Source organism: Ancylobacter tetraedralis, from assembly GCF_014195655.1.
Classification (GTDB): Bacteria; Pseudomonadota; Alphaproteobacteria; order Rhizobiales; family Xanthobacteraceae; genus Ancylobacter; species Ancylobacter tetraedralis.
In genome coordinates this window covers 1,063,635-1,085,681 of sequence record NZ_JACICD010000001.1, presented here as the reverse complement: position 1 = coordinate 1,085,681, position 22,047 = coordinate 1,063,635, and the positions used below count along the sequence as shown (strand labels likewise).

General features: G+C 67.3%; 20 protein-coding genes and 2 tRNA genes. 5 read left to right on the top strand and 17 right to left on the bottom strand.

Annotation, left to right across the window (positions count from 1 at the left end; all coding sequences use genetic code 11):
• Positions 1 to 86: 86 nt before the first annotated feature.
• Positions 87 to 305, top strand: a complete 219-nt coding sequence (locus tag FHS55_RS04935) for a hypothetical protein (protein ID WP_183188671.1) — start codon at positions 87 to 89, stop codon at positions 303 to 305.
• 37 nt (positions 306 to 342) lie between these two features.
• On the opposite strand, the gene FHS55_RS04930 is transcribed toward FHS55_RS04935, so the two are convergent.
• From FHS55_RS04930 to FHS55_RS04905, 5 genes are all read right to left on the bottom strand, one after another.
• Complete coding sequence (locus FHS55_RS04930) at positions 343 to 1,056, bottom strand: MgtC/SapB family protein (protein WP_183188497.1); 714 nt, start codon at positions 1,054 to 1,056, stop codon at positions 343 to 345.
• A gap of 78 nt (positions 1,057 to 1,134) precedes the next feature.
• Positions 1,135 to 3,969, bottom strand: a complete 2,835-nt coding sequence (locus FHS55_RS04925; protein WP_183188496.1) for a valine--tRNA ligase — start codon at positions 3,967 to 3,969, stop codon at positions 1,135 to 1,137.
• Positions 3,970 to 4,162: 193 nt separating this feature from the next.
• Positions 4,163 to 5,122, bottom strand: coding sequence for a DUF2497 domain-containing protein (locus tag FHS55_RS23365; RefSeq protein ID WP_425485773.1), 960 nt, complete (start codon positions 5,120 to 5,122; stop codon positions 4,163 to 4,165).
• A gap of 416 nt (positions 5,123 to 5,538) precedes the next feature.
• Complete coding sequence (locus FHS55_RS04910; RefSeq protein ID WP_183188662.1) at positions 5,539 to 6,948, bottom strand: TolC family outer membrane protein; 1,410 nt, start codon at positions 6,946 to 6,948, stop codon at positions 5,539 to 5,541.
• 179 nt (positions 6,949 to 7,127) lie between these two features.
• Complete coding sequence (locus tag FHS55_RS04905; protein WP_183188495.1) at positions 7,128 to 7,790, bottom strand: protein-L-isoaspartate O-methyltransferase family protein; 663 nt, start codon at positions 7,788 to 7,790, stop codon at positions 7,128 to 7,130.
• 412 nt (positions 7,791 to 8,202) lie between these two features.
• Between FHS55_RS04905 and FHS55_RS04900 the strand changes: the two genes are divergently transcribed.
• The 3 genes from FHS55_RS04900 (at position 8,203) to FHS55_RS04890 (ending at position 10,453) form a co-directional block, all read left to right on the top strand.
• Positions 8,203 to 8,276 (top strand) — tRNA-Cys (locus FHS55_RS04900).
• A gap of 210 nt (positions 8,277 to 8,486) precedes the next feature.
• Positions 8,487 to 10,286: an ABC transporter ATP-binding protein gene (locus FHS55_RS04895; protein ID WP_183188494.1), complete on the top strand. Its 1,800-nt coding sequence runs from the start codon at positions 8,487 to 8,489 to the stop codon at positions 10,284 to 10,286.
• Positions 10,287 to 10,377: 91 nt separating this feature from the next.
• Positions 10,378 to 10,453: transfer RNA gene (locus tag FHS55_RS04890), tRNA-Asn, on the top strand.
• Positions 10,454 to 10,675: 222 nt separating this feature from the next.
• Here FHS55_RS04890 and FHS55_RS23360 read toward each other — a convergent pair.
• Entirely contained in the window at positions 10,676 to 10,825 is a 150-nt protein-coding gene (locus tag FHS55_RS23360) for a hypothetical protein (protein ID WP_246339882.1), read from the bottom strand.
• Here FHS55_RS23360 and FHS55_RS04885 point away from each other — a divergent pair.
• Entirely contained in the window at positions 10,754 to 11,185 is a 432-nt protein-coding gene (locus FHS55_RS04885) for an Arm DNA-binding domain-containing protein (RefSeq protein WP_343055976.1), read from the top strand. The two genes, FHS55_RS23360 and FHS55_RS04885, sit on opposite strands and share 72 nt — an antisense overlap.
• 138 nt (positions 11,186 to 11,323) lie before the next feature.
• On the opposite strand, the gene FHS55_RS04880 is transcribed toward FHS55_RS04885, so the two are convergent.
• The 11 genes from FHS55_RS04880 to FHS55_RS04830 form a co-directional block, all read right to left on the bottom strand.
• The gene (locus tag FHS55_RS04880; RefSeq protein WP_343055975.1) at positions 11,324 to 12,799 is read right to left on the bottom strand and encodes an amidohydrolase family protein; all 1,476 of its coding nucleotides are present in this window, start codon (positions 12,797 to 12,799) and stop codon (positions 11,324 to 11,326) included.
• A gap of 26 nt (positions 12,800 to 12,825) precedes the next feature.
• Positions 12,826 to 13,482: an aspartate/glutamate racemase family protein gene (locus FHS55_RS04875; RefSeq protein ID WP_210286831.1), complete on the bottom strand. Its 657-nt coding sequence runs from the start codon at positions 13,480 to 13,482 to the stop codon at positions 12,826 to 12,828.
• Positions 13,479 to 14,381 carry a polysaccharide deacetylase family protein gene (locus tag FHS55_RS04870; protein WP_183188492.1) on the bottom strand — a complete coding sequence of 301 codons (903 nt, stop codon included), beginning with the start codon at positions 14,379 to 14,381 and terminating at the stop codon, positions 13,479 to 13,481. The genes FHS55_RS04875 and FHS55_RS04870 overlap by 4 nt, the downstream gene beginning before the upstream one ends.
• The gene (locus FHS55_RS04865) at positions 14,378 to 15,322 is read right to left on the bottom strand and encodes a polysaccharide deacetylase family protein (protein ID WP_183188491.1); all 945 of its coding nucleotides are present in this window, start codon (positions 15,320 to 15,322) and stop codon (positions 14,378 to 14,380) included. The genes FHS55_RS04870 and FHS55_RS04865 overlap by 4 nt, the downstream gene beginning before the upstream one ends.
• Positions 15,310 to 16,065 carry a BtpA/SgcQ family protein gene (locus tag FHS55_RS04860; protein ID WP_210286830.1) on the bottom strand — a complete coding sequence of 252 codons (756 nt, stop codon included), beginning with the start codon at positions 16,063 to 16,065 and terminating at the stop codon, positions 15,310 to 15,312. Before FHS55_RS04860 ends, FHS55_RS04865 begins: the two co-directional genes overlap by 13 nt.
• 29 nt (positions 16,066 to 16,094) lie before the next feature.
• Positions 16,095 to 17,156, bottom strand: coding sequence for a carbohydrate kinase family protein (locus FHS55_RS04855; protein ID WP_183188489.1), 1,062 nt, complete (start codon positions 17,154 to 17,156; stop codon positions 16,095 to 16,097).
• A gap of 7 nt (positions 17,157 to 17,163) precedes the next feature.
• Entirely contained in the window at positions 17,164 to 18,282 is a 1,119-nt protein-coding gene (locus FHS55_RS04850; protein WP_183188488.1) for an SIS domain-containing protein, read from the bottom strand.
• A gap of 62 nt (positions 18,283 to 18,344) precedes the next feature.
• Positions 18,345 to 19,163 (bottom strand): ABC transporter permease, encoded by an 819-nt coding sequence (locus FHS55_RS04845; RefSeq protein WP_183188487.1) that lies wholly within the window; start codon positions 19,161 to 19,163, stop codon positions 18,345 to 18,347.
• Positions 19,160 to 20,086 carry an ABC transporter permease gene (locus tag FHS55_RS04840; RefSeq protein WP_183188486.1) on the bottom strand — a complete coding sequence of 309 codons (927 nt, stop codon included), beginning with the start codon at positions 20,084 to 20,086 and terminating at the stop codon, positions 19,160 to 19,162. Before FHS55_RS04840 ends, FHS55_RS04845 begins: the two co-directional genes overlap by 4 nt.
• Positions 20,079 to 21,125 carry an ABC transporter ATP-binding protein gene (locus FHS55_RS04835; protein ID WP_183188485.1) on the bottom strand — a complete coding sequence of 349 codons (1,047 nt, stop codon included), beginning with the start codon at positions 21,123 to 21,125 and terminating at the stop codon, positions 20,079 to 20,081. Before FHS55_RS04835 ends, FHS55_RS04840 begins: the two co-directional genes overlap by 8 nt.
• Positions 21,122 to 22,042, bottom strand: a complete 921-nt coding sequence (locus FHS55_RS04830; protein WP_183188484.1) for a carbohydrate kinase family protein — start codon at positions 22,040 to 22,042, stop codon at positions 21,122 to 21,124. Before FHS55_RS04830 ends, FHS55_RS04835 begins: the two co-directional genes overlap by 4 nt.
• Between the last annotated feature and the right edge of the window lie 5 nt (positions 22,043 to 22,047).

Genomic DNA, 22,047 nt, shown 5'->3' with positions numbered 1-22,047 from the left:
GTTTCCACGCGTTTTCGCGATGCGAACCGGGAGCCACATCACGCGGAAACTCTGCGCCCGGCGGGGCGGAACTCGGGGAGACGGACATGTCGAGCGGAAATATCGTCGAACGCCTGCGGGCCATGGCCGCCCATCTCGATCAGTTCCGCCGCGACAAGGTGGAGGACGAGCTTTCGGAAGCCGCCGACGTCATCGAGCGCCTGCGCGCCGAGCTGGACCGCATGGAGCAGCGGCTCGCGCGGGCCGGGCTGACCGATCCATCCGCCGGCACGGCGTCGGGCAGCACCACGCCGCCCGGCGCCTGACCCTCCCCTCGCCTCTCCGCCGAGGCAGGGGGCTCGTTCAGTCGGCGGCGCTGCGCGTCCAGGTGGCGGAGACGACCTCGGGCAGATGGCGGATGCGGGAGATGACCGCATCAAGCTCGGAAATGCGCACCGAGGTGTTGACCAGCGTCGCCCGCAGCTCGAACGAGCCATCCGCGCGCTCGTCCGGCTCGATCACATCGACCGGGAACTGCGCCTTTTCCAGCAATGCCGCGAGCTTGCCCCGCAGTTCCGCGGGGTCGGCGCGCGTCACCACGATGACGCCATAGGTCGCCTCGGTCTCCTCCTCCGAGCGCGGGATACGCTCCAGCGCCGAGACCAGCGGGCGCAGCATGGTATTGCCAGCCAGCACGAAGGCCGTCAGCAGCACGGCCTGCGCGATGAGGTCCGCGCCGGCGCAGGCGCCCACCGCCGCCGAGCACCACAGCGTCGCCGCCGTGTTGAGGCCGCGAATATTCGCGCCCTCCTTCATGATGACGCCGGCACCCAGGAAGCCGATGCCCGAGACGACATAGGCGACCACACGCACCGCCCCGTCCGGGCCGGCCAGGTGCATCGCCATGTCGACGAACTGGCAGGCGCCGATCGCCACCAGCACGTTGGTGCGCAGCCCCGCCGTGCGCTGGCGATACTGGCGCTCGGCGCCGATCAGCGTGCCCAGTCCGAACGCGGCGAGCAGGCTGACCAGCGTCGCGAAGAAATCGCCCGCGTTGAAGCTCTCGATGAACGGCATCGTCGATTCTCCGCCGCTCCCGGCTCCAGTACCCGCCCGTCTCAGGCTGCCTTGCCCAGCCGGCCCCCGCCGCCCAACTCAGGCTGCCTTGCCGAGCCGGGCCAGCGCCTCGCGAATGCGCGCGGCGCGTGCCTGCGCCGTCTCGCGACGCTCGCGCTGCTCCTCGATCACCTCTTCCGGCGCCCGCTTGATGAAGTCGGCATTGCCGAGCTTGGCATCGACCTTGGCGACGTCGTCCATCGCCTTGGCCAGTTCCTTGGCGAGGCGCGCGGCTTCCGCGTCCATGTCGATGATGCCGGCCAGCGGCAGCGCCGCCGTCTCGCTGCGCACCACCACCTGCACCGAGCCGGCCGGGGCCTCCATCTCGAACGCGACGCCGGACAACCGCGCCAGGCGCAGCAGCACGTCGTGCCAGACGACGATGCGGGCCTTCGCCTCCTCGCTGGCGCCCACCAGAACAAGCGGGATCTGCGCGCCGGCCGGCACGTTCATCTCGGCGCGGACGGAGCGGATCTCCGTCACCAGCTCGATCAGCCAGCCGATCTCCGCCTCGGCCTCCGGCGCTTCCAGCCCCGCGAGGCTCGACCACGGAGCCAGCACCAGCAGCCCCGCGCGCGGCGTGCCGGTCTCGGCGGTGCGCGCCCACAATTCCTCGGTGAGGAAGGGCATGAACGGGTGCAGCAGCTTGAGGATCTCGTCGAGCACGAAGGCGGTGGTGGCCCGCGTCTCGTCCTTCCAGCCGGCCCCCTCGCTCATGAATACCGGCTTGGCGAGTTCGAGATACCAGTCGCAGAAGATGTTCCACACGAAGCGATAGGCCGCGCCGGCCGCCTCGTTGAACTTGTAGGCTTCCAGCGCCGCGGTGATCTCGGCGCCGGCCTTCTGGGTCTCGCTGACGATCCAGCGGTTGAGCGTCGATTCCGCATTGCGCGGATCGAAGGCCGGGTCGCGCCGGCACTCGTTCATCTCGGCGAAGCGGGCGGCATTCCACAGCTTGGTCGCGAAGTTGCGGTAGCCCTCGACACGCGAGGTCGCGAGCTTGATGTCGCGCCCCTGAGCGGCCATCGCGGCCAGCGTGAAGCGCAGCGCATCGGCGCCGTACTGGTCGACCAGCGACAGGGGATCGATGACGTTGCCCTTGGACTTCGACATCTTGGCGCCCTTCTCGTCGCGGACGAGGGCGTGGATGTAGACGTCCTTGAACGGCACCTCGGGCATGAAATGCAGGCCCATCATCATCATCCGGGCGACCCAGAAGAAGATGATGTCAAAGCCGGTGATCAGCACCGATGTCGGGTAGAAGCGCGCCACCTCCGCCGTCTCGTCCGGCCAGCCCAGCGTGGAGAAGGGCCACAGGGCCGAGGAGAACCAGGTGTCGAGCACGTCCTCGTCGCGGGTGATCAGCGCCGCGCGCCTCGAAGGATCGCCCGCCAGTTCGCGGGCCTCGGCGTCCGTGATGATGCCGGCCTGCACGCAGTGCGCGAGTGCGCTGGCGACGGCCGCCTCCTCGGTCTCCTCGACGAACACCGTGCCATCCGGCCCGTACCAGGCCGGGATCTGGTGGCCCCACCACAGCTGCCGCGAGACGCACCAGGGCTGGATGTTCTCCAGCCAGTCGAAATAGGTCTTCTCCCAGTTCTTCGGCACGAAGGACGTGCGGCCCTCGCGCACGGCGGCCAGCGCCGGCTGGGCCAGCGTGTGCGCGTCCACATACCACTGGTCGGTCAGCCACGGCTCGATGACCACGTTGGAGCGGTCGCCATGGGGCACCATGTTGGTGTGCGGCTCGATCCTGTCGACCAGCCCGCGCTCCTCGAACAGCGCGACCACGGCCTTGCGCGCGGCCTCGCGGCTCTGGCCGTCCAGCGCCAGCGCGATGTCGAGTTCCGGGCCGGCCGCGACGCCGTCGAGGAATTCGGCATTGTCCTTCAGCGTCAGGCGCGCTTCGGCGTCGAGCACGTTGATCATCGCCAGCGCATGCCGGCGGCCGACCTCGAAGTCGTTGAAATCGTGCGCCGGGGTGATCTTGACCGCGCCGGTGCCCTTTGTCGGGTCGGAATAGGCGTCGGCGACGATGGGAATGAGCCGGCCGACCAGCGGCAGGCGCACCTTCGCCCCCGCCGCGACCAGGCCCTGATAGCGCGGATCCTCGGGGTGCACGGCGACCGCCGTGTCGCCCAGCATGGTCTCGGGCCGCGTGGTGGCGACGACGATATAGTCGCGCGTCTCGAATTCGAAGGGCTGGCCATCCTCATCGAAGGCGATGGGATGCTGATAGGTGACGCCATCGGCGAGCGGGTAGCGCAGGTGCCAGAGGTGGCCCTTCACCTCGACCTGCAGCACCTCAAGATCAGAAATGGCCGACTGGAACTTCGGGTCCCAGTTCACAAGGCGCTTGTCCTTGTAGATCAGCCCTTCCTTGTAGAGCTGCACGAACACCTTGACGACGGCGCGCGAGAGGCCCTCGTCCATGGTGAAGCGCTCGCGCGACCAGTCGCAGGAGGCGCCCAGCTTCTTCAGCTGGTTGATGATGGTGCCGCCGGATTCGTCCTTCCACGCCCAGACGCGCTCGACGAAGGGGCCGCGCCCCATGTCCCGCCGTCCGGGCAGCTGGCGCTCGGCGAGCTGGCGCTCGACCACCATCTGGGTGGCGATGCCGGCGTGGTCGGTGCCCACCTGCCACAGCACGTCCTTGCCGCGCATGCGCTCGAAGCGGCAGAGAATGTCCTGCAGTGTGTTGTTGAGCGCGTGCCCCATATGGAGCGAGCCGGTGACGTTGGGCGGCGGGATGACGATGCAGTAGGGATCGGCACCTACCCGCTCGGGTCGACCCGCCTTGAACGCATCGGCCTCCACCCATGTGCGGTAGATGCGGTCTTCCACGGCGGCGGGATCGAACCTGTTGTCGAGCATGATGGCTCCGGCACCTCAAATTGAACAGGTGCGAGACAAAGCGGAGCCTTGGCTGCAAGTCAACACGCCAAACCGTCAACCCATCCGCGACGGCCGGTAAAGCGCCCGATGAGGGCCGCGGACCCGCACGCGGCAGGTCGAGCACAAGCGAACCGGAGGAAAAGCCGCCGGCGCGCCCGTCATCAAAGTGGGATCACTGACCCTGGCGGGTGACGCGCTCGATCTCGGCCCGCACCAGCCGCTCGACCAGGGCCGGCAGGTTCTCGTCCAGCCATGCCTTGAGCATCGGGCGGACCGCCTCGGCGACGAGGTCGTCCACCGAGCGCGAATTCGACGCCACCGTGCGCGCCAGCGTGCCGAAGGCGTTGGAGACCGCAGCCGTGGTGATGTTCGACACCAGTCGCGAGTTGCCCTCGGCGACCGACGCCTCGGCGGCGACCGAACGCAGCGAGGGAGCGAAGCGGGGCTCGGCGAAGCGGCTGCCCGCGTTGGCCTCGGGCGCGCGATTGTCTTCCGCCGACTCGGCGGCATATGCACGCGACGAGACGGGGACGGGCTTGGCAGGCACCTGCATGTCGACGGTCTCCGGAACGGATGTAGCTTCAATCATGGCGAAGGCGGCGCGCAGCGACGCCGGAATATCAGTCAGGCCGTCCGCGGCGCGGGGCACGAAAGCAGAACGACGCTCATCCTTTACCGCTGCGCCCGACGGCACCAGCGAGCCCTCGCCGACACGAGATGACACCGCCGCATCCACGGCATCGGGCGCGTCCGGCAATCCGGCAAACCCGTCGGTCGCAAACGAGCCATGGCGCGGGTCGAAGGCATCGACGACCGGCTCGTTTTCGAGAGACGCATAGGCCAGATCATCGGCGGACGAAACCGAATGGGCCTCCTCGCCCCAGGAGGCCGGTGCCTGTTCCGGCGCGAGCGCATCGCCGGACGGCTCCCCCTCCTCACGCGGCAGCTCGGTAGCGCGCGAACGGGAACTCATGGCCATCTCGACCCGCGACGATTCAGCCGGCGCGGAAGGTGGGTCACCGGCAACATCGTCCGAGATGATGCGCCGGATGGAGGCGAGTATTTCCTCCATCGACGGCTCACTGGCCCGTGCATTCGCCGACATGTCCAAAATCCAGTCTCGAATCGCCACGCCGCCGTCTCAAAAACTGCGCGACCCGCACGAATCACTCGTGAACGCTTCGTAAATATGACACCGCCTATAGCATGGCGCCACGCGCAGGCCGGCGGTCATTTTGAAGAAGAGCAACCCCACACACAGGTTCCATCGCCCCGCGCGGACATGATGCACGACAAGTGCGCTCGGAGGCGCGGCGCTGGAGACGCGAGGCAGGAGACGCGAGGCAGGAGACGCGGCGCCCGGCATCCGACGGAAGACTTCCTGCGCGCCCTGCCCGCCCCGTGCACACAGGTCTGCCTATGGCCGGGAATGCCAGGGAACACCGAGACGACAGACAGATCCGCATGAAAAAGGGGCGGCTCATCGCCGCCCCTTTTCGTGTCTCGCGAATGCCGTCTCGCAAAGACGCCCGCTACCGGGCCGGTGGCTCAATCGCCGCCGGGGGTGCGCACGCCAACCCAGGCGTCGCGAACCTGCTCGTAGTGAACCTTGGGATTGTAGGTGGCAATCTTCAGCCCGAGCCGGGCCGCATTGAGGTCGCCCGTCGCCGACAGCACGGCGTAGGAGGCGACCACGCGGTCGCGCTGGGCCGTGACCAGGCTTGCGCGGGCGTTGAACAGCGCGGTCTGCGCGTTCAGCACGTCGAGCGTGGTGCGCTGGCCGACGCGCCATTCCTCGCGCACGCCGCGCAACGCGATCTCGTTCGCCGCAACGGAAGCCTGAGCCGATTCGATGGCCGCCTTGGAGGCCTGCAAGGCGCCCCAGTACTGGACAATATTGGCGCGAACCTGCTCGCGGTTGACATCCACCTCGATGCGCAGCTGGCCGAGCGTTTCCTTGGTCTGCCGAATGTTCGCATACTCCGCGCCGCCCTGATAGATCGGCACGTTGAGGTTCAGCGTGGCCGCGGCGGAGGTCGTCCGCTGGACATAGGACTGGCTGTTATAGTCCGAGGAGGCCTGCCCATTGAGGGTAAGCGTCGGCGAAAGCGCCGCCTCGGCCACCTTGACGTTGGACAGTCCCGCATCGACGGCGAACTGCGCCGACTTGATGGCGGGATGCTTGCCGATGCCGGTCTCCACCGCCAGCGGCAGCGTCTTGGGCAGCAGGCCGTCGATCGGGCGGCCCGGCGACAGCTTGTTCGGGCGCAGGCCGATCACCTGGAAGAACACGGCCTGCGAGGTGTTGAGGTTCGATTCGGCCAGAGCCAGTTCGCTCTGCGCCGTGGCGACGGACGCCTCGGCCTGGGCGACATCGGTGCGGGTGATCTCACCCACCGAGAAACGGTCCCGGGCCGCGCGAAGTTCCTCGCGCAGGGCCTGCAGGTTCTGCTTCTGCAGTTCCAGCAGCGCGGAGTTCTGCAGCACGTTCATGTAGGCGGTCGCCGCGTCGAGCAGCACGAGCTGCTCGGTGTTGCGAAGCAGCTCTCGCTGGCCACGGACCTGCGATTCGGCGCTGCGAACCGAGTTCGCCGTCTTCAGGCCATCATAGATGGTCTGACTGATCGTCACGCCGACGCCATACGGCCAGAGTGTTGAGTGAGTGGTTCCGCTGACGTTCTGAGACGTCAGCGTGGAGCTCCCCACCTTACTCTCGCTCCACTGCGTTCCATAATAAGCCGTACCGAAGATCTGCGGGCGATACCCCGCCAGAGCGATCGGCACGTATTCGTCGGTCGCGCGCGTTGCGGCGCGCTGCGAGTTCAGCGTCGGATTGTTCTTGTAGGCTGCCGCCAATGCCTCATCGAGAGACTGAGACCGGGCAGGATGGGAAATTCCCACAAGACATACGACCGCTGCGCACGCAAAGACCCTGCCCCCGGCAGCTGACAGCCACATCATCCAAACCCCTGCGAACGCTAGTTCGATGCGGAGCCGCCTGCCCTGGGCGACTCTCAGTTCATTTTCACACGGTGGTAGAATATGTGGTCGGTAACGAACTGTGAACCTTTGGCCCGGCCCACGCGTCGATTTAATCGCACACGCGGCAGATCAGCCACAGAGGGGTACTAAACCCTTCAAAACACAAAGCTTAAACGCGCTTCGAAGCCCGGCAAGGTGGGCACGGCGGCATCAAACACGACACGGCCGCCAATACTACCTGTGGTTTTGGTAAACACAGTCGCACGCCCGGCACGTCCCCGGCCGACCACGGCAACCAGCCGCCCGCCCGGCTTGAGCTGCGCGAGCAGCGTATCCGGGGCCGAATCGACCGAGCCGTTGAGCAGAATCACGTCGTAGGGAGCCTCGGCCGGCCAGCCGGCCGTCATCGGCCCCTGCACATAGGCGGCGTTGAGCAGACCGAGATCGACCAGCACGGCGGACCCTTGCGCGGCAAGCTCGGCATCTTCCTCCAGCGCCACTACCTGGCCGGCCAGCTTGGCCAGCACGGCGGTCGAGTAGCCGGAGGCGGCGCCGACATCCAGCACCAGCGCGTCCGGCCCGATCTCCGCCGCCTGCAGCAGCTTGGCCAGCACCATCGGCTCCATGAGGTAGCGCGAGGGGTTGCCCTCCTTCACCAGCAGGTCATCGTCGATATAGGCGAAGTTGCGCAGCCCGGCGGGCACGAAGCGCTCGCGCGGGGTCTCCATCATGGCGGCGACGATGCGAAGGTCGGTGACATCGTTGGCACGCACCTGCGCGTCGACCATGGCGCGACGCATCTCAGCGAAATCGATCATTCGGGGACAACCTCGATGCTGCACCCACCGCTCCCCAAAGGCACTGGAGCGCGGCACGGGTAAAAATCCGCAGCAGAATTGCGGCACGCGCGCGCGCAATGCAAGCCTTCGATACCGGCCTTCCCTTCGATACCGGCCTTCGATACCGGGGCGCAACGCCCGGCCTTCGACCTGCCCTGACAAGACGCGGTGCCCCAGCCGGCTCGGCCCAACGTTTCCCTCGCGGCTCGCCACGGATTCGCGGCGCGCGTCCCGGCGTCGCTCGCCTTTTGAACCCCGCGCCCGGTGGCGCGCCATCCCCAACTCGCGCGGGAGAACCGCCGAGAACCGCGCAAGGTCCGTTGCCGATCCCGGACGGCTCTGTTATGAGGCGCCCCGGTCATCCGGATGACGACGCATCGTCGCCCCGGACGGCCACGTGGCGGAGTGGTTACGCAGCGGACTGCAAATCCGCGTACGGGGGTTCGATTCCCTCCGTGGCCTCCAGTTCACGCGCGTGCCGCCGGCGGCCTGTTTCAGGAGGTCGCCGGCGGCACGTGTCGCCTGCCATGCCAGGGCCGGGCCGCGACGTGCCGACGTTTGACAACGCACCCCGAACGTCGTTGATGATGCCGCGCCGGGGGGCGGCCGCAGATGCACGCGTGCATGCAGGTGCCGTATTTTCACGATGCCGCTCGATATCAAGGGAACTGCCTGATGGTGCCGACCAAGCTGGCCAATGCCTTCCGTAACATAATCAGCCCCGAGACCCGGGACACGATCCGGCGGCTGATAATGACTGACGGACGCCGGCACTGGAAGGGCTATGCCATTTCCTTCGTCTTCATGGGCATCATGGCGGGAACCACGTCCGGCCTCGCCTATCTCATGGGCGACGTGGTCAACCGCATCTTCGTGCAGCAGAATTCGGCAGCCGTCTGGATTCTTTCCGGCGCCGTGCTGGCGCTGAGCATCACCAAGGGCTTCGCCACCTACGGCCAGGCGGTCTCGCTCTCGCGCGTGGGCAACCGCATCGTCGCCGACAACCAGAAGCGCGTGCTGAACCGGTTGCTGACGCAGGACGTGGCCTATTTCAGCGGCAGCCACACCGCCGAGATCATGTTGCGCTTCAGCAACGGCGCCCAGGCCGCGCGCAACGTGCTGAACCTCCTGATCACCAGCATCGGCCGCGATTTCCTCTCGGTGATCGGCCTTACCGCCGTGATGATCGCGCAGGATCCGTTCATGGCGCTCATCGGCCTGCTGGTGATGCCCATCGCGGTCGGCGGCGTGCGCAGCCTCATCCGCAAGGTGCAGAAGATCTTCCAGCGCGAGTTCCACTCGGCCGTGCAGATCATGACCGAATCGCTCGAAGCCTTCCAGGGCATCCGCACCGTCAAGTCCTTCACCATGGAGGACAACATGCGCACCAAGATCTACGGGCGCATCGACGGGCTGGAGAAGGCCTCCAACCGCATGATCCGCGCGCAGTCGCAGTCCGGCCCGCTGATGGAAGCGCTGGGCGGCGTCGCCGTCGGCCTGGTCATCATGTATGCCGGCTGGGGCGTGCTGCATGGCGGGCGCACGCCGGGCGAGTTCTTCTCGGTCATCACCGCGCTGCTGCTCAGCTATGAGCCGGCCAAGCGGCTCGCGCGCCTCAATATCGATATCACGCCCCAGTTGCTCGGCGCGCGGATGCTGTTCGAGATCCTCGACCGCAAGGCGGTGGAGGTTGACCCGCCGGGCGTGACGGATCTCAAGCTTGCGGGCGGCAGCATCGAGTTCAAGGACGTCCATTTCGGCTACCGCGAGGGAGAGCCGGTGCTGCGCGGCCTCAGCTTTGTTGCCGAGGGAGGCCGTACCACCGCGCTGGTCGGCCCGTCAGGTGGCGGCAAGAGCACGGTGATGAGCCTGCTGGAGCGCTTCTACGAGCTGGAATCGGGCAGCATCTGCGTCGACGGCCAGGACATCACGCAGGTTACCTATCGCTCGCTGCGCAATGCCATCGGCTTCGTGAGCCAGGACGTGTTCCTGTTCTCCGGCACGATCCGCGACAACATCGCCGCCGGCCGGCCGGGTGCCACCGATGAGGAAATCATCGCCGCCGCCCGCGCCGCGCACGCCCACGACTTCATCAGCGGCTTCGCGGACGGCTATGGCAGCCAGGTCGGCGAGCAGGGCACGCAGCTCTCCGGCGGCCAGCGCCAGCGCATCGCCATCGCCCGCGCCTTCCTGAAGGACGCGCCGATCCTGCTGCTGGACGAGGCCACCGCCGCGCTCGATAGCGAATCGGAAGCGGAAGTGCAGCGCGCGCTGCGCCAGCTGCAGATGAACCGCACCACCATCGTCATCGCCCATCGCCTGCAGACCGTGGTCAATGCCGACCGGATCTGCGTGGTCGATCAGGGCCGCGTAAGCGAGAGCGGGCGCCACGACGAGCTGATCGCGCGGCGCGGCCGCTACTTCAATTTCCACCAGCTTCAGTTCGCCGGACAGGAGCAGCGGCTCAGCGCCTGACAAGGTTATCCACATGGGCACGCGGTTCCCGCTTCACAAATGGGAACCACGTTGCTATATCGCCCACCTCCGAGGCGCTCGGCGCCTCCGGTCCCTGATAGCTCAGTTGGTAGAGCGTTCGACTGTTAATCGAATGGTCGCAGGTTCGAGTCCTGCTCAGGGAGCCACTCCCCCGTTTCCGGGGCGGCTCAGAATTTCCCAAACCCTTCGCCTATCCATCGCAATTGCTGGATGATCCCATCTCCAGCCTCCGCTCGCTGTCCCGGCCGGGATCAGCCAGAGCCACCCCATCCCGCGAATTTGCTGGCCTTGTTGTTGGTCTTGTTGTTGGCCTGCCGCCCATGTTTTCGGGATCCCAGCCATCCACAGGGATGGCGAACATGGCCTTGTCAGATGCCGAGTGCCGGACGGCGAAGGGCCGGGAAGGCGAGTAAACACTTTCCGACGGTGGCGGCCTCGATCTCTTCGTGAAGCCCGAGGGCGCCCGGGCCTGGCAGCAGGCCTACCGATTCGCGGGCAAACAGAAGAAGCTCACCCATGGGCCCTATCCGCTCCTTTCGCTGGCGGATGCGCGGCGGCTTCGGGACGAGGCCAAGAGGTTGTTGGCCTCGGGGGTAGACCCCGGAGCCAACAAACAAGCCGACACGGCCGCTATCGCGGCGTCTGTCGCGGCCGCAGCCAGCACCTTCGGGGCATTGCGACGATCTGCGAGGCGCGCTTGTCGCACCGACGACCAAGCACCGCGCCGCCATCGCGCGCCCGAAGCGGCTTGGCGAGCTTATGGCGGCCATCTATCGCTGGACGAAGGGACAGGAGACGACGGTCGCAGGCCTGAAGCTGCTGGCCCTGCTGGCGCTTCGCCCCGGCGAACTCCGCGCCGCCACATGGCACGAGATTGACCTTGAAGCGGGGGTCTGGACCGTTCCAGCCAGCCGAACCAAGATGCACCAGCGCGGAAGCCCGCGCCATAGCGGTTTCACAGCGCCGGCCTGCGATTTCAGGCGGCTCGTGGTAAGGCCGTCCGCGTCTCGCAGCCCTCACAATAGACCGTCGATATAGCCATCATAGAACGCACGCACATGGGGCAATAACTGTGCTGCGAGACGCCGCCGGTCGAGTTCCTCCGAGGTGGGCGTCACCTTCAGGCGCCGGTGGATCTCTGCCAGAGTCTCCGCCCGGTCGATCCGGGTGAAAGTGCCTTTGGTGTAGATGACCTCGCCTCCAACCACCACCGTGTCCACGCACTCGCGCTGCGCGCGGTAGACGAGCACGTCCTGCAGGGCGAGGTCGGGGTCTTGATAGGGATAGACAAGGCGGTCCCAGTCGAGCAGCACGATATCGGCCGCGCTGCCTGGGCGCAGCTGGCCGATATAGTTGCCGAAAGGCGTCGTTCCCGCGCCATGCTCTGTGGCCATGCGCAGGACGTCCGCCGCGCTCGGTTGGGAACTGTCGATGCCGGGCTGACGATGCAAGCGCAGGGCGAGGCGCATCTCTTGCAGCATGTCGCGGTCGTCGTTGATCCCCGCCTCGTCAATGCCCAGAGCAACGGGAATGCCGTGCGCTCTGAAGCGGTTGACCGGCGCGGTGCCGCTCTTCAGCCGCAGATTGGATGAGCAGTTGTGGCAGATGCGCGTGCCGGTATGGGCGCAGATCTCCATATCCTCCTCGCTCATCCATACGCCGTGGCCGAGGGTGAGATGCGGACCGGTCAGCCCGAAACGATGGATGTGGGCGAGCGCGGAGCCGCCGGTGCGCTTCAGGGCGTAAGCCTTCTGGTAGGGCGTCTCGAGCAGGTGCATATGCATCGGCGCGCCCGTCTCGGCGGCGATCTCGGCAGCGCTCGCCAGCGCGGCGTCGGAGAGCCAATGCAGATTGGAGGGCGCGATCTGGATGGCGATGCGCCCGTTGTCGGCGTAGCGGCGCCGCAATTCGCGGAACACTTCGATCTGGTCGGAGAGGGGCTGCGCAAAACGTGCGAAATAGGCGGCGAGCCCGGGCCGCAGCTCCGGCGGAATCCGGGCGAGGAAGGCCTCGTCCGCCTCGTAGACCAGCCGGTTCTGATCGCGCAGCGCGAACGAGTAGGAGGCGCGCATACCGATCTCGCCATAGGCACCGATAACCCGCTCGGCCGTCGCCAGCACCGCATCGAGCCCGCCCGGCACGCGCGAATGCAGGTGCTGGACCGTGGTGACACCCGAGGCGATCATCTCAAAGGCGGAATAGAGCGTGTCGAGCCGCATATCGACATCGCGCAAGCCCAGCCTGCTGGCGAACCACAGTTCCAGCGGATGGTCCGGTGAGCCAAGCTGGAACGGCGTTAAGCCAACATGATGATGGGCGTTGATCAGGCCCGGGATCGCGACGAAGCCCCGCCCCCCGAGAGCCGCAGCATCGGCATGGGCACGCGCAAGAGCAGGTCCGTCGCCAATTTCACGGACCTGCCCGTCCTCGATGAGCAGGCCCGCATCGCGGAGCCAGTCGGGGCTTCCATCGGCGGCAAAGCCCAGAAGCACGTGGTCGGCACGCAGGAGAGTGGTAGTCATGCGAGGCTCTCCGCCATCATGGCACGTCTATGGGCGAGACGCAGGGCGGACGGCAGCGGCTCGACCAGCCGCACATCGCGTTTACCCGCAAGTGCGCGCGCGGCGACAGCCAGCGGGCCACCGCCGATGACGACCGCCTCGGCACCCACCTTGACCGCGCGGCTACAGGCCTCGGCCAGTGCTTCGACGAGCCGGTCGGGCACCGCCATCACGTCGCGCGGGTCACCCGGTGTTAGAAAGGTGCCGAGGAAGGCCGGACCATGGCCATACGCCTGTGCGGAACGCGCGATCGCGGCGACAAGGTCGGGCGTGGTGGTGACTACCGCGAAGCGGCGCCCACCCTCCCCGGCTTCGGCCATTCCGGCTTCCGCCAGCCCGGTAATTGGCAGGGCTATCCGCGCCCGCAGGGCCGCGAGCCCGGGATCGCCAAAGGCAGCAACGATGACGCCTGCCGCCTTGCCGATGTGCTGGGCAAGATCGAGAACGGCGCGCCCGGCTTCGGCAAGCGCGGTCTCGTCGGTGATGAGCGGCGCGCCAAACCGCGCCGTCAGCCCTTCGACGCGGGCGTCCGGCAGGCTCTCGCGGGCAATGTCCAGCATTGCGGCGGTGATGCCGGCATTGGTATTGGGATTGATGAGGAGAATGGGCTTCACGGTATGTCACCCCGGTCCGTCGCGGCTTGGAAGGCGCGTGCGATGTCGATGCGGCGGGCCACCCAGAGGCGGCTCTCGCGCCGCTTCAGCTCCCGGATGATGGCCTGGAAGGCCTTGAACCGTGCCGGCCGGCCAACAATGCGCAGATGGAAGCCGATATTCAGTAAGCGCGCATGGCCGCGCTGAGCCTCCGCTTCCAGTACGTCGAGCGCGTCGACAACATAGTCGACCATCTCGTCCGCCCGCACGAAGCCGTTGGGGTGGAAGAACTTCATGTCGTTGCTGTCGAACGCATAGGGAACGACCAGCAGCGCCGTATGGGCATCGCAATACGGGAGGTCGTCGTCGAGGCCGTTCGAGGTGTAGACATACCCACGCTCGGCAAGGATCTGGCGCGTCCAGGGGCTTTCCGAGCCGCGACAAAAGAAGCCGAGCGGGCGCACGCCGGTCGCGGCCTCTATGGCGGCTGTCGCCCGATCTAGATCGATCCTTTCGGCCTCAGGGCTCGGATAGTCGGCATGCGGGCGCCAGCGCCAGCCATGACAGGCCGCCTCATGGCCGGCATCGACGAGCCGGCGCGCGAGTTCCGGAGCCCGCTCGACCGCGCGGCCGCAGAAGAAGATGGTCGCCAGCAATGCCGCACGCTCCAGGCATTCGGCGACGCGCCAGACCCCGGCGCGCATGCCATAGGCGAAGATCTGCTCCTGGCCGAAGTCGCGCCGACCCGGCTCGACCACCGAGAGCACTTCACCGAGGCGTTCGGAGCGCGGGTCGCCATCGCCGACCTGCTCCTCCGCCCCCTCCTCGAAATTGATGACGATCGAGACGGCGAGCTTCGTTCCGTTGGGCCAGGTAACATCCGGCCACTGGCCACCATAGCCAAGGAGATCGCGCGTCACGCGGCAAAACCCTTCGGTGTCGAGCGCGCCTGCCAGACGGGCAGGCCGAGACCGGCGCGCCAGTGATGGGCGATGGTGTCCCGGCGCGCGAACCAGACGCCGGGATGGCCCAGCGCGTGGTCAAGGAACATCTCCAGCCCGGCGATACGGGCCGGCCGGCCGATGATGCGCAGATGCAGGCCGATGGACAGCATGCGGGGCCGGGTGGCGCCCTCCTCATAGAGGCGGTCGAACGCGGCGCTACAATAGCGCGCGAAATCCTCCGCGAAGGTGAAGCCGCCGCGGTTGAAGTAGCGCATGTCATTGGTGTCGAAGGCGTAGGGCAGCACGACGTGATCGTGCCCCGCGATTGTCACCACATAGGGCACGTCATCATTGTAGGCGTTGGAATCGTAAAGGAAGCCGCCATGCGCGACGAGCAGGTCACGCGTGCGCACCGAGGTGGCCGAGCGCGTGTGCCAGCCGACCGGTGGCGTGCCCGCGGCCGCGGCAATGGCATCCACCGAGCGGGCGATGGCCCCGCGCTCCTCCGCCTCGTCCATGTGAACATGACGCTCCCAGCGCCAGCCGTGCGCGGCGACCTCATGGCCGTCCGCAACCGCCTCAGTGGCGATCCAGGGCGAGAGCGCCAGGGCGCGTCCGTTGGCATTCAGAGTTGCGGGGATGGCTCGGTCGGCGAGCGCCTTACGGATGCGCGGCCAGCCGGCGCGGGTGCCGTACTCGAAATGGCTTTCCATACAGAGATCGCGCGCGCCCTCTGTCGCCTCGACCGCCTCGTAGATCGACTCGTTGCGCTCATCGCCAGCGCCGATGGAGAGTTCCGCGCCCTCCTCGACATTGACCACCACAGAGACGGCAAGCCGGGCGCCGTTTGGCCAGCGAATGGCCGGCTCGCGACCGCGATAGCCGGCGAAGTCACGTTCGGGGCCTAGCGTAGACATGCCGCCTCCATGAATTGTTGCGTCTTGCCGGAATCCCAGAGCACCCTTTCGTGGCGCCCGGTGTCCTTGCGCATGAGCGCGGTGGAGACGATCGCGCCATCGGCGACGGCAAGCGTATCAGCGATGTTTTCCGCAGTGACGCTGCCACCGATCAGGATTGGATGGTGAACGCCCGCACGTTTGGCGGCGCCTATGCGCTCGAGGCTCTCCGTGAAGGTCGCGCCGGTAATGACCAGCGCGTCGGCACCAAGCTTGACCGCTCCCTTGGCGGCCTCTTCCGGCGTCACGTTGATCAAAGGCACGCTGGTACGGTCGAAGACGTCGGCGAGAATGGCGATGTCGTCGCGGCGCAGCTGGTGGCGATAAGTACGGGCCTCGGTGGCAAGCGCTTCGCGCGCGCCCTCCATTGTCATGGCGGCACCAACGAAGACCTTGAGCCGCACGAACTCCGCACCCGTCGCGTGGGCGATCGCAAGCGGAGCCACCGCGTCGTGGGCCTGCACGATGATGCCGAGCGATATCTCGGGATACGCCTGCTTCAGCGCGCGCCCGAGCGCGGCGGTGATGGCGATCGTCTCGGCGCTGGCCGGCCCCTTCTGGCGCGTCTGATCCTGCAGCATGATCCGCCGAATGCCCGCCCCGACGAAGACCTCCCCATTGGCGAGGACATAGTCCTCGAGGAAGGCGAGGGAGAGGTCGCGATCGATCGACAGGTCCGGCAGGTGCAGGGCGGCGACGATCAACGGGTCGCCTATGCTGGAACGAAGAAAACTCATGCGGCATCCAGGTCTGAAAAGATTGGTCGAAGCGGCTCGGCCAAAGCGGGGTCGAGCGTGGCGAGATAGGAGGTGAGGCGCGCGCGGGCGGTGTGCCGGGACGTGTCGAGAAGGTGGAACGGCCCGAACGCCTCCACCGCGAAGGAGGCGGAAACAGTGCCGAGGCAGATCGCGGCGCGCACATCCTCGAACAGCACGAGGCCGGCGAGGAAGCCGCCGCAGAAGGCGTCTCCCGCCCCCGTCGGATCGACGGCGGCCACCGGGAAGGCGGGCATCGTTTCGAGTGCCCCATCCGGCCCGAGCCGGCCGCACCCGCGCGCACCGAGCTTGACCACCACGATCGGCGCCCCCAGACGCTGCACGTGGAGCAGACCCGCGGCGAGACCGAAGCCGGGGACGAGAGCCTCCAGTTCCCTCTCGCTGGGCAGGAAGGCGCGGACGGCGCGGAACAGCTCCGCCAGATCGGCCGCGGGGTAGATGCCGGCATTTGAGCCGGGATCAACCGACAGGCCGATCCCTTCGCGGGACAGGCCCCGCGCCATCTCGACCTGCTGGTCCGGTCGGTTCGCCGCGAGATGGGCCGCGCGTGCCTGCCGGTACGCGGCCGGGACATCCTCAAGGCGGACCGGGTGGCTCCGCCGAAAGCTGGCGAAGTCGCGCCCCGCCGCCGGACGCAAGCGCAGGCGCTCCTCCAGAAGGCCGCGCGTGCGAGCATCCAGCCGGGTGCCGGGCGGATGCGGCGGCGGCTCATCAAGCGGCGCATGCAGATGGTCGGCGCGGCTGCCATCGGGACGGTAGAAGAACCACTCGCCCTCGGCGACGCTCTCCGCCTCGAAATGCAGCCCCTGCGTGTCGATACCGGCTACCGCCAGCTGCGCGACCAGTTCGCGAGGGTAATTTTCCGGCAGGCGACCGACAATGCCGACACCGTCGAGCCAGAGGCGCGCGCCGGCGGCCGAATAGACGGCGTTGCCTCCCATGCTGCGCGGGCCCAGGGTCCCGTCCGCCGCCACGACCGTGTCGAGGAGGATGCCGCCCGCGGTAAAGAGCCGTATCATAACGTCCTCAATGCAGCGGCGGCCGAACGGCGGCGCCGAGACCGAGAGCCGCCCGCGCCCTGGCAAAATGGTAGGCGAGCAGGTGTAGCGGCACGATCGACACCATCCCCGCCAGTGCGGGCAGCGTTTCGGGCACGCGGATCACGGCTGCGGCGCGCTTTTCGATTTCCGGTGCGCGAGCCGCCAGAATGGCGAGGAGCGGCCCGCCCACCTCCTCGGCGACCAGCGCGGTATCGAGGGCCCGCTCGGCGCTGGCCGGATCTGTGGCGACAAGGACGAGCGGGTCGCCGGCCTTTTGCGTGCGGTAATGGTGATATTCCTCCAAAGGCAGGGCGAAGGCATGCACCGGGGACAGTTCCCGGAGCTTCGCCGCACCGATGCTGGCCGCCGCGAAGTTCGGACCGAGGCCGGAATAGAGCACGAGCTCCGCGGGGGCCCAGCGCTCCGCCAATGCCTTGAGCTCGGCGTCAAGCTCAAGGCAGAGCCGGTCAATGATTTCCGGCAGATCGGCGAGCTCGCGCAGCATCGCGTCCCGCGCCACCGAGGCCGACGGCAATGTCGCCCCCAGCGCAATCAATAGAGCCATGGTGGCGTTGGTGGATTGTGTCGGCCAGCCCTTGCGGGTCGCATGGACCTGCAAAGCCGCGTCGAACTCGGTGAGAATCGGACTGCCCGCCGTATTGGAGACGCCGATGCAGCAGGCGCCACGTTCCGACGCAGCCCTGAGCGCCTGCATAACCGCTGACGTGTTACCGCCCGAGGAGATGCCGATAACCAGAGTGGCGACATCGGCAATCCCCGCTTCATAAGCGGCGTAGTCCAGCGCCTCGATAGCCTCCGCCGGCAGGCTCGTCATCGCTTCGAGCGCATGGCGCACTCCCTTGCCGGCAAACCAGGAATCTCCGCAGCCAACGACGACGATCCGGCTGAGCCGGCGGGCGGATAGCATCTGGGCGATGGCCGCCAGATTGGCCTGCGCGCCTTCAAGCGTTTGCCGGATGGCAGCCCCCTGCCCGAACAACTCGCTACGGGTGCGCTCGACGCGGGCGAGCCGTGCCGGATCGTCGGCCGTGTCGCGGGAGGGTTCCGCCGTCAGGGCTTTGAGACGGCTGGCGAAATCGGTCATGGGTAGTGGGTCCGGTTCTGCGAGGGGAAGTGGCGCCCGCGAGTGTTGCGCGCGCACGGCTTTCAGCGACCGAAGCGTTCGAGTCCGACCGCTCGGGCGATTACCAGCATCACCACGAGCGACAGGCCGATCTCGAGCGAGGAAATCGCGGCGATGAGCGGGGAGGATTCGAACTGCACGAGGTAGTAGAGTTCCACCGGCAGCGGGCGCGCCCGTACATCCGAGGTGAAGAGCGACACGGTGACGTTGTCGAAGGCTTCGATGAAGGTGAACGCCGCGCCGGCAAAGGCGGCGGGCGCCAGCTGCGGCAGCGTCACCCGGAAGAACGTTTCAAACTTGCCGGCGCCCAGATTGGCGCTCGCCTCGTCGAGCAGCGGGTCGAGCCCGGCGAGCCGCGCCATGACAATACGAACGACGAAGGGAAGGCAGAACACCGACAGCGACAGCACCAGCATCAGATCCGACGCGCGGAAGGAGATGTAGGCGCCGAAGAACAGCGAGGCGATGCCAATCACCATGCCCGGCATCATCTGCGGCGCGAGCAAGAACGCGTTGAACGCGGTCTTGGCGGGGAAGCGGCCGCGTGTACCCGCAAAGGCCGCGGGAATGCCGAGAACCAGGCAGACAACCATCACCATCACAGAGATGCGCAGCGAGACAAGGATGGAATCCAGCAGCTGCTGCCGCTCGAGCAGCGCCCAGTACCAGCGCAGCGAAAAACCGGACGGCGGAAAGGCGATGTAGCCGCGCGGCTCGAAGGAAATGGCGATGACGATCAGGCTGGGCGCGACCAGCAGCACGATCGACATGACCGTGAGGGCGATCAGCATCCCGCGTGCGAGCCGATCGCCGAGCGAGATCATCTGACGGGGACCACTCATCGCCGCACCTCGCTCCAGCGCGTCAGCCAGTTGCCGGCAGCGACGATAGCGAAGACGAAGACGAAGCAACTCGACAGAAGCAGGGTCGCCAGCGCCGCGCCGCGTGACCAGTCCAGCACCACGATGGTCTGCTCGTAGACCTGCACGGCGATGGTGGAATAATTCCCGCCGCCGAGCAGCTGCGGCACGATGAAGTTGGTGTAGGAGACCGCGAAGACCAGCGCGAAACCGGCGACGATCGCGGGCATCGACATCGGCACGGTCACCCGGAAGAACGTCACGGTCTGGCTCGCCCCGAGATTGAGCGAGGCCTGCTCGAAGGAGCGGTCGCGTTCCGACAGCACCGCGAGCAGTGGCAGGATCATGAAGGGCAGGTGGATCTGGGTCATGCCGATCAGCACCGCGGTCGAGGTATTGAGGATGTCGAGCGGCCGCTCGATGAGGCCCAGCGTCAGGAGTGTCTGGTTCACCAGCCCGCGCCGCCCACCAAGAATGACGATCCAGGCATAGGTGCGCACCAGCGCGCTGGTCAGCAGGGGTGACATGACCGCCACGAGCAGCAGCGTGCGCGCGGCGCCGCGCAGATGCCCATACGCATAAGCAACGGGATAAGCGAAGATCAGGGTGAGCGAGGTCGAGACGACAGCAATCCAGAAGGAGCGCCAGGTCAGGCGCCAGACAAGTGGATCGCTCAGCACCCCGACCATGTGGGAAAGGGTGAATCCGCCCTCACCGACGGTGCCGCGGTCGATGTCCACGAAGCCGAAGGTCAGCAGCGTCGCGATCGGCGCCACCATGAATACCAGGAGATAGACCAGAGCCGGCACAGCCGGCCAGATGCCGCCGCCATCGAGGAAGCGCGCGACGGACAAGCCACGCGGCGACAGGGGAGCGCTCGCCTCAGGCGAATGTCGGCTAAGCATGGTTCGGCTCCCCCGGCAGAACGACCGCCGCCGCTTCGTCGCGGATGCGGGCCGTCACCAGCGCACCCGGCTCGAAGGTCTCCACCCCGGCATGGCGCGGCAGAGCCGCGCGCACCGGGACAGAGAAGCCACAATCGACCTCATATTCGATGACCGGTCCGAGCGCGGTGAGGAACGTCACTTTGCCGGGCCAGCCCGGACCGCTGCCGGGTGTGAGATCGATGTTCTCCGGCCGCGCGACCAGCGTCGCGGGACCGTCAGGGAGCGCGGCGGCAATGGCCTGCGGCCCCTCGGTGCGCCCGGCGCGCACCTGCGTGGGCATCAGGTTGGCGCGGCCGATGAAGTCGGCAACGAAGCAGCTGCGCGGGCGATCATAGATTTCGAGGGGGCTGCCGATCTGCTCGATGCGCCCGCCGCGCATGATGGCGACGCGGTCGGACAGCGCCATCGCTTCCTGCTGGTCATGCGTGACGAAGATCGAGGTAATGCCGACGCGGTCGATGAGCTTGCGCAGCTCGACCTGCATGGAAAGCCGCAGCTGCGCGTCGAGGGCGTTGAACGGCTCGTCGAGCAGCAGCACCTGCGGTTCGAGCACCAGCGCGCGGGCAATGGCGACGCGCTGCTGCTGGCCGCCCGAGAGCTGCTTGGGATACCGGTCCGCAAAAGCGGCGAGTGCAATGAGGTCGAGCGCCTGCGACACGCGGCGGGCGATCTCCGCCTTGGGCACGCGCCGCACGACCAGCCCGTAGGCGATGTTGTCGCGGCAGGTCAAATGCGGAAACAGCGCGTAGTTCTGGAAGACATAGCCAACATCCCGGCGGTTCGGCGGCAGTCGCGAAATATCCTGCCCCTTCACCCGAATCCGGCCGGCATCCGGCGTGACGAAGCCGGCGATCGAGCGCAGCAGAGTGGTCTTCCCGCAGCCGGACGGGCCGAGCAGCGTGACCACGGAGCCCCTCTCGACCGTGAGATCGCAGGACTGGAGAACCTTGAGCGCACCGAACTGCTTGGTAACGCCGTCGATGATGAGCTGATTCATCGGACGAGGACCCCCTGGCCTGCGCAAGAAGAAGACAGCGGCGGAAGTGCCGCGCAAAGAGCCGAAGGCCCATGTCCGGAGACCACGAGGGTGCCGATGCGCTGGGCCGTGCGGCCCGCTTCGAGCGGGGGCGCCCCCTGCATCCGCGCCGCCGCGAACGCACCGACCGTCGCGTCGCCCGCCCCCGTCGGGTCGACAACGTCCGCCGTGAGGGCCGGCAGGTACCATTCCCCAATGCCCCGACCGTCGATGATGAACAGTCCCTCGGCCCCCCGCTTCTGTATCACCACCGGCCCTTCGGTGCCGGCCCTGCCCCGGGCGGCCAGATCGCGCGCGGCCGCGTCGTCCGACATTCCCGGCGCGAGAAGGCGGGTTTCCTCCCGGCTCGGCGCGAAAACGTCGAGAAACGGCAGCATTTCCAGTATCGCCTCCCCTTCGGTCGAGGCGAAGATCTCGTTGGTGTCGGCGACCACCGCCACGCCGGACCTATCGGCGCGAGCCAGGAAGTCGCCGAGACTTTTGGCCGGCATCGGGCAGGCCACCGCGACGCGATAGGCGGAGAGGTCGTCCGGCGGCGCGGGGGCATGCCGGCGGCTCGCCTCCCACCAGGCCGGATCGTCATAATGGCGCGAGCCGCGCCGGCCGTCGGCGGCATGGTCAATATGTGCCCGGCGGGACGGATATTCCTGCCTCGCCAGCTGGGAGGTGCCCACACCTGCGGCCTCGAGCGCGGCAATCCAAGCGGCGGGAAAATCCGTTCCGATCGAGGCGCAAAGATCGACCTGCGCGCCCGCCCGCGCCGCGCCGAGCGCGGCATAGAGGCCGGCACCGCCGGGCACGATGCGCGAGGCGCCATCGGCCTGTGTGACCGTATCAATGGAGAGATAACCCATGACGAGGAGGCGCTGCGAACTCATGAGGG

Coding starts and splice junctions, on each gene's coding strand:
- FHS55_RS04935 (WP_183188671.1), top strand. CDS start 87: ATGTCGAGCGGAAATATCGTCGAACGCCTGCGGGCCATGGCCGCCCAT.
- FHS55_RS23360 (WP_246339882.1), bottom strand. CDS start 10,825: ATGGGTGAGCTTCTTCTGTTTGCCCGCGAATCGGTAGGCCTGCTGCCA.
- FHS55_RS04845 (WP_183188487.1), bottom strand. CDS start 19,163: ATGAGTGGTCCCCGTCAGATGATCTCGCTCGGCGATCGGCTCGCACGC.
- FHS55_RS04925 (WP_183188496.1), bottom strand. CDS start 3,969: ATGCTCGACAACAGGTTCGATCCCGCCGCCGTGGAAGACCGCATCTAC.
- FHS55_RS04930 (WP_183188497.1), bottom strand. CDS start 1,056: ATGCCGTTCATCGAGAGCTTCAACGCGGGCGATTTCTTCGCGACGCTG.
- FHS55_RS04840 (WP_183188486.1), bottom strand. CDS start 20,086: ATGCTTAGCCGACATTCGCCTGAGGCGAGCGCTCCCCTGTCGCCGCGT.
- FHS55_RS04835 (WP_183188485.1), bottom strand. CDS start 21,125: ATGAATCAGCTCATCATCGACGGCGTTACCAAGCAGTTCGGTGCGCTC.
- FHS55_RS04910 (WP_183188662.1), bottom strand. CDS start 6,948: ATGTGGCTGTCAGCTGCCGGGGGCAGGGTCTTTGCGTGCGCAGCGGTC.
- FHS55_RS04830 (WP_183188484.1), bottom strand. CDS start 22,042: ATGAGTTCGCAGCGCCTCCTCGTCATGGGTTATCTCTCCATTGATACG.
- FHS55_RS04905 (WP_183188495.1), bottom strand. CDS start 7,790: ATGATCGATTTCGCTGAGATGCGTCGCGCCATGGTCGACGCGCAGGTG.
- FHS55_RS04850 (WP_183188488.1), bottom strand. CDS start 18,282: ATGACCGATTTCGCCAGCCGTCTCAAAGCCCTGACGGCGGAACCCTCC.
- FHS55_RS04855 (WP_183188489.1), bottom strand. CDS start 17,156: ATGATACGGCTCTTTACCGCGGGCGGCATCCTCCTCGACACGGTCGTG.
- FHS55_RS04865 (WP_183188491.1), bottom strand. CDS start 15,322: ATGTCTACGCTAGGCCCCGAACGTGACTTCGCCGGCTATCGCGGTCGC.
- FHS55_RS04895 (WP_183188494.1), top strand. CDS start 8,487: ATGGTGCCGACCAAGCTGGCCAATGCCTTCCGTAACATAATCAGCCCC.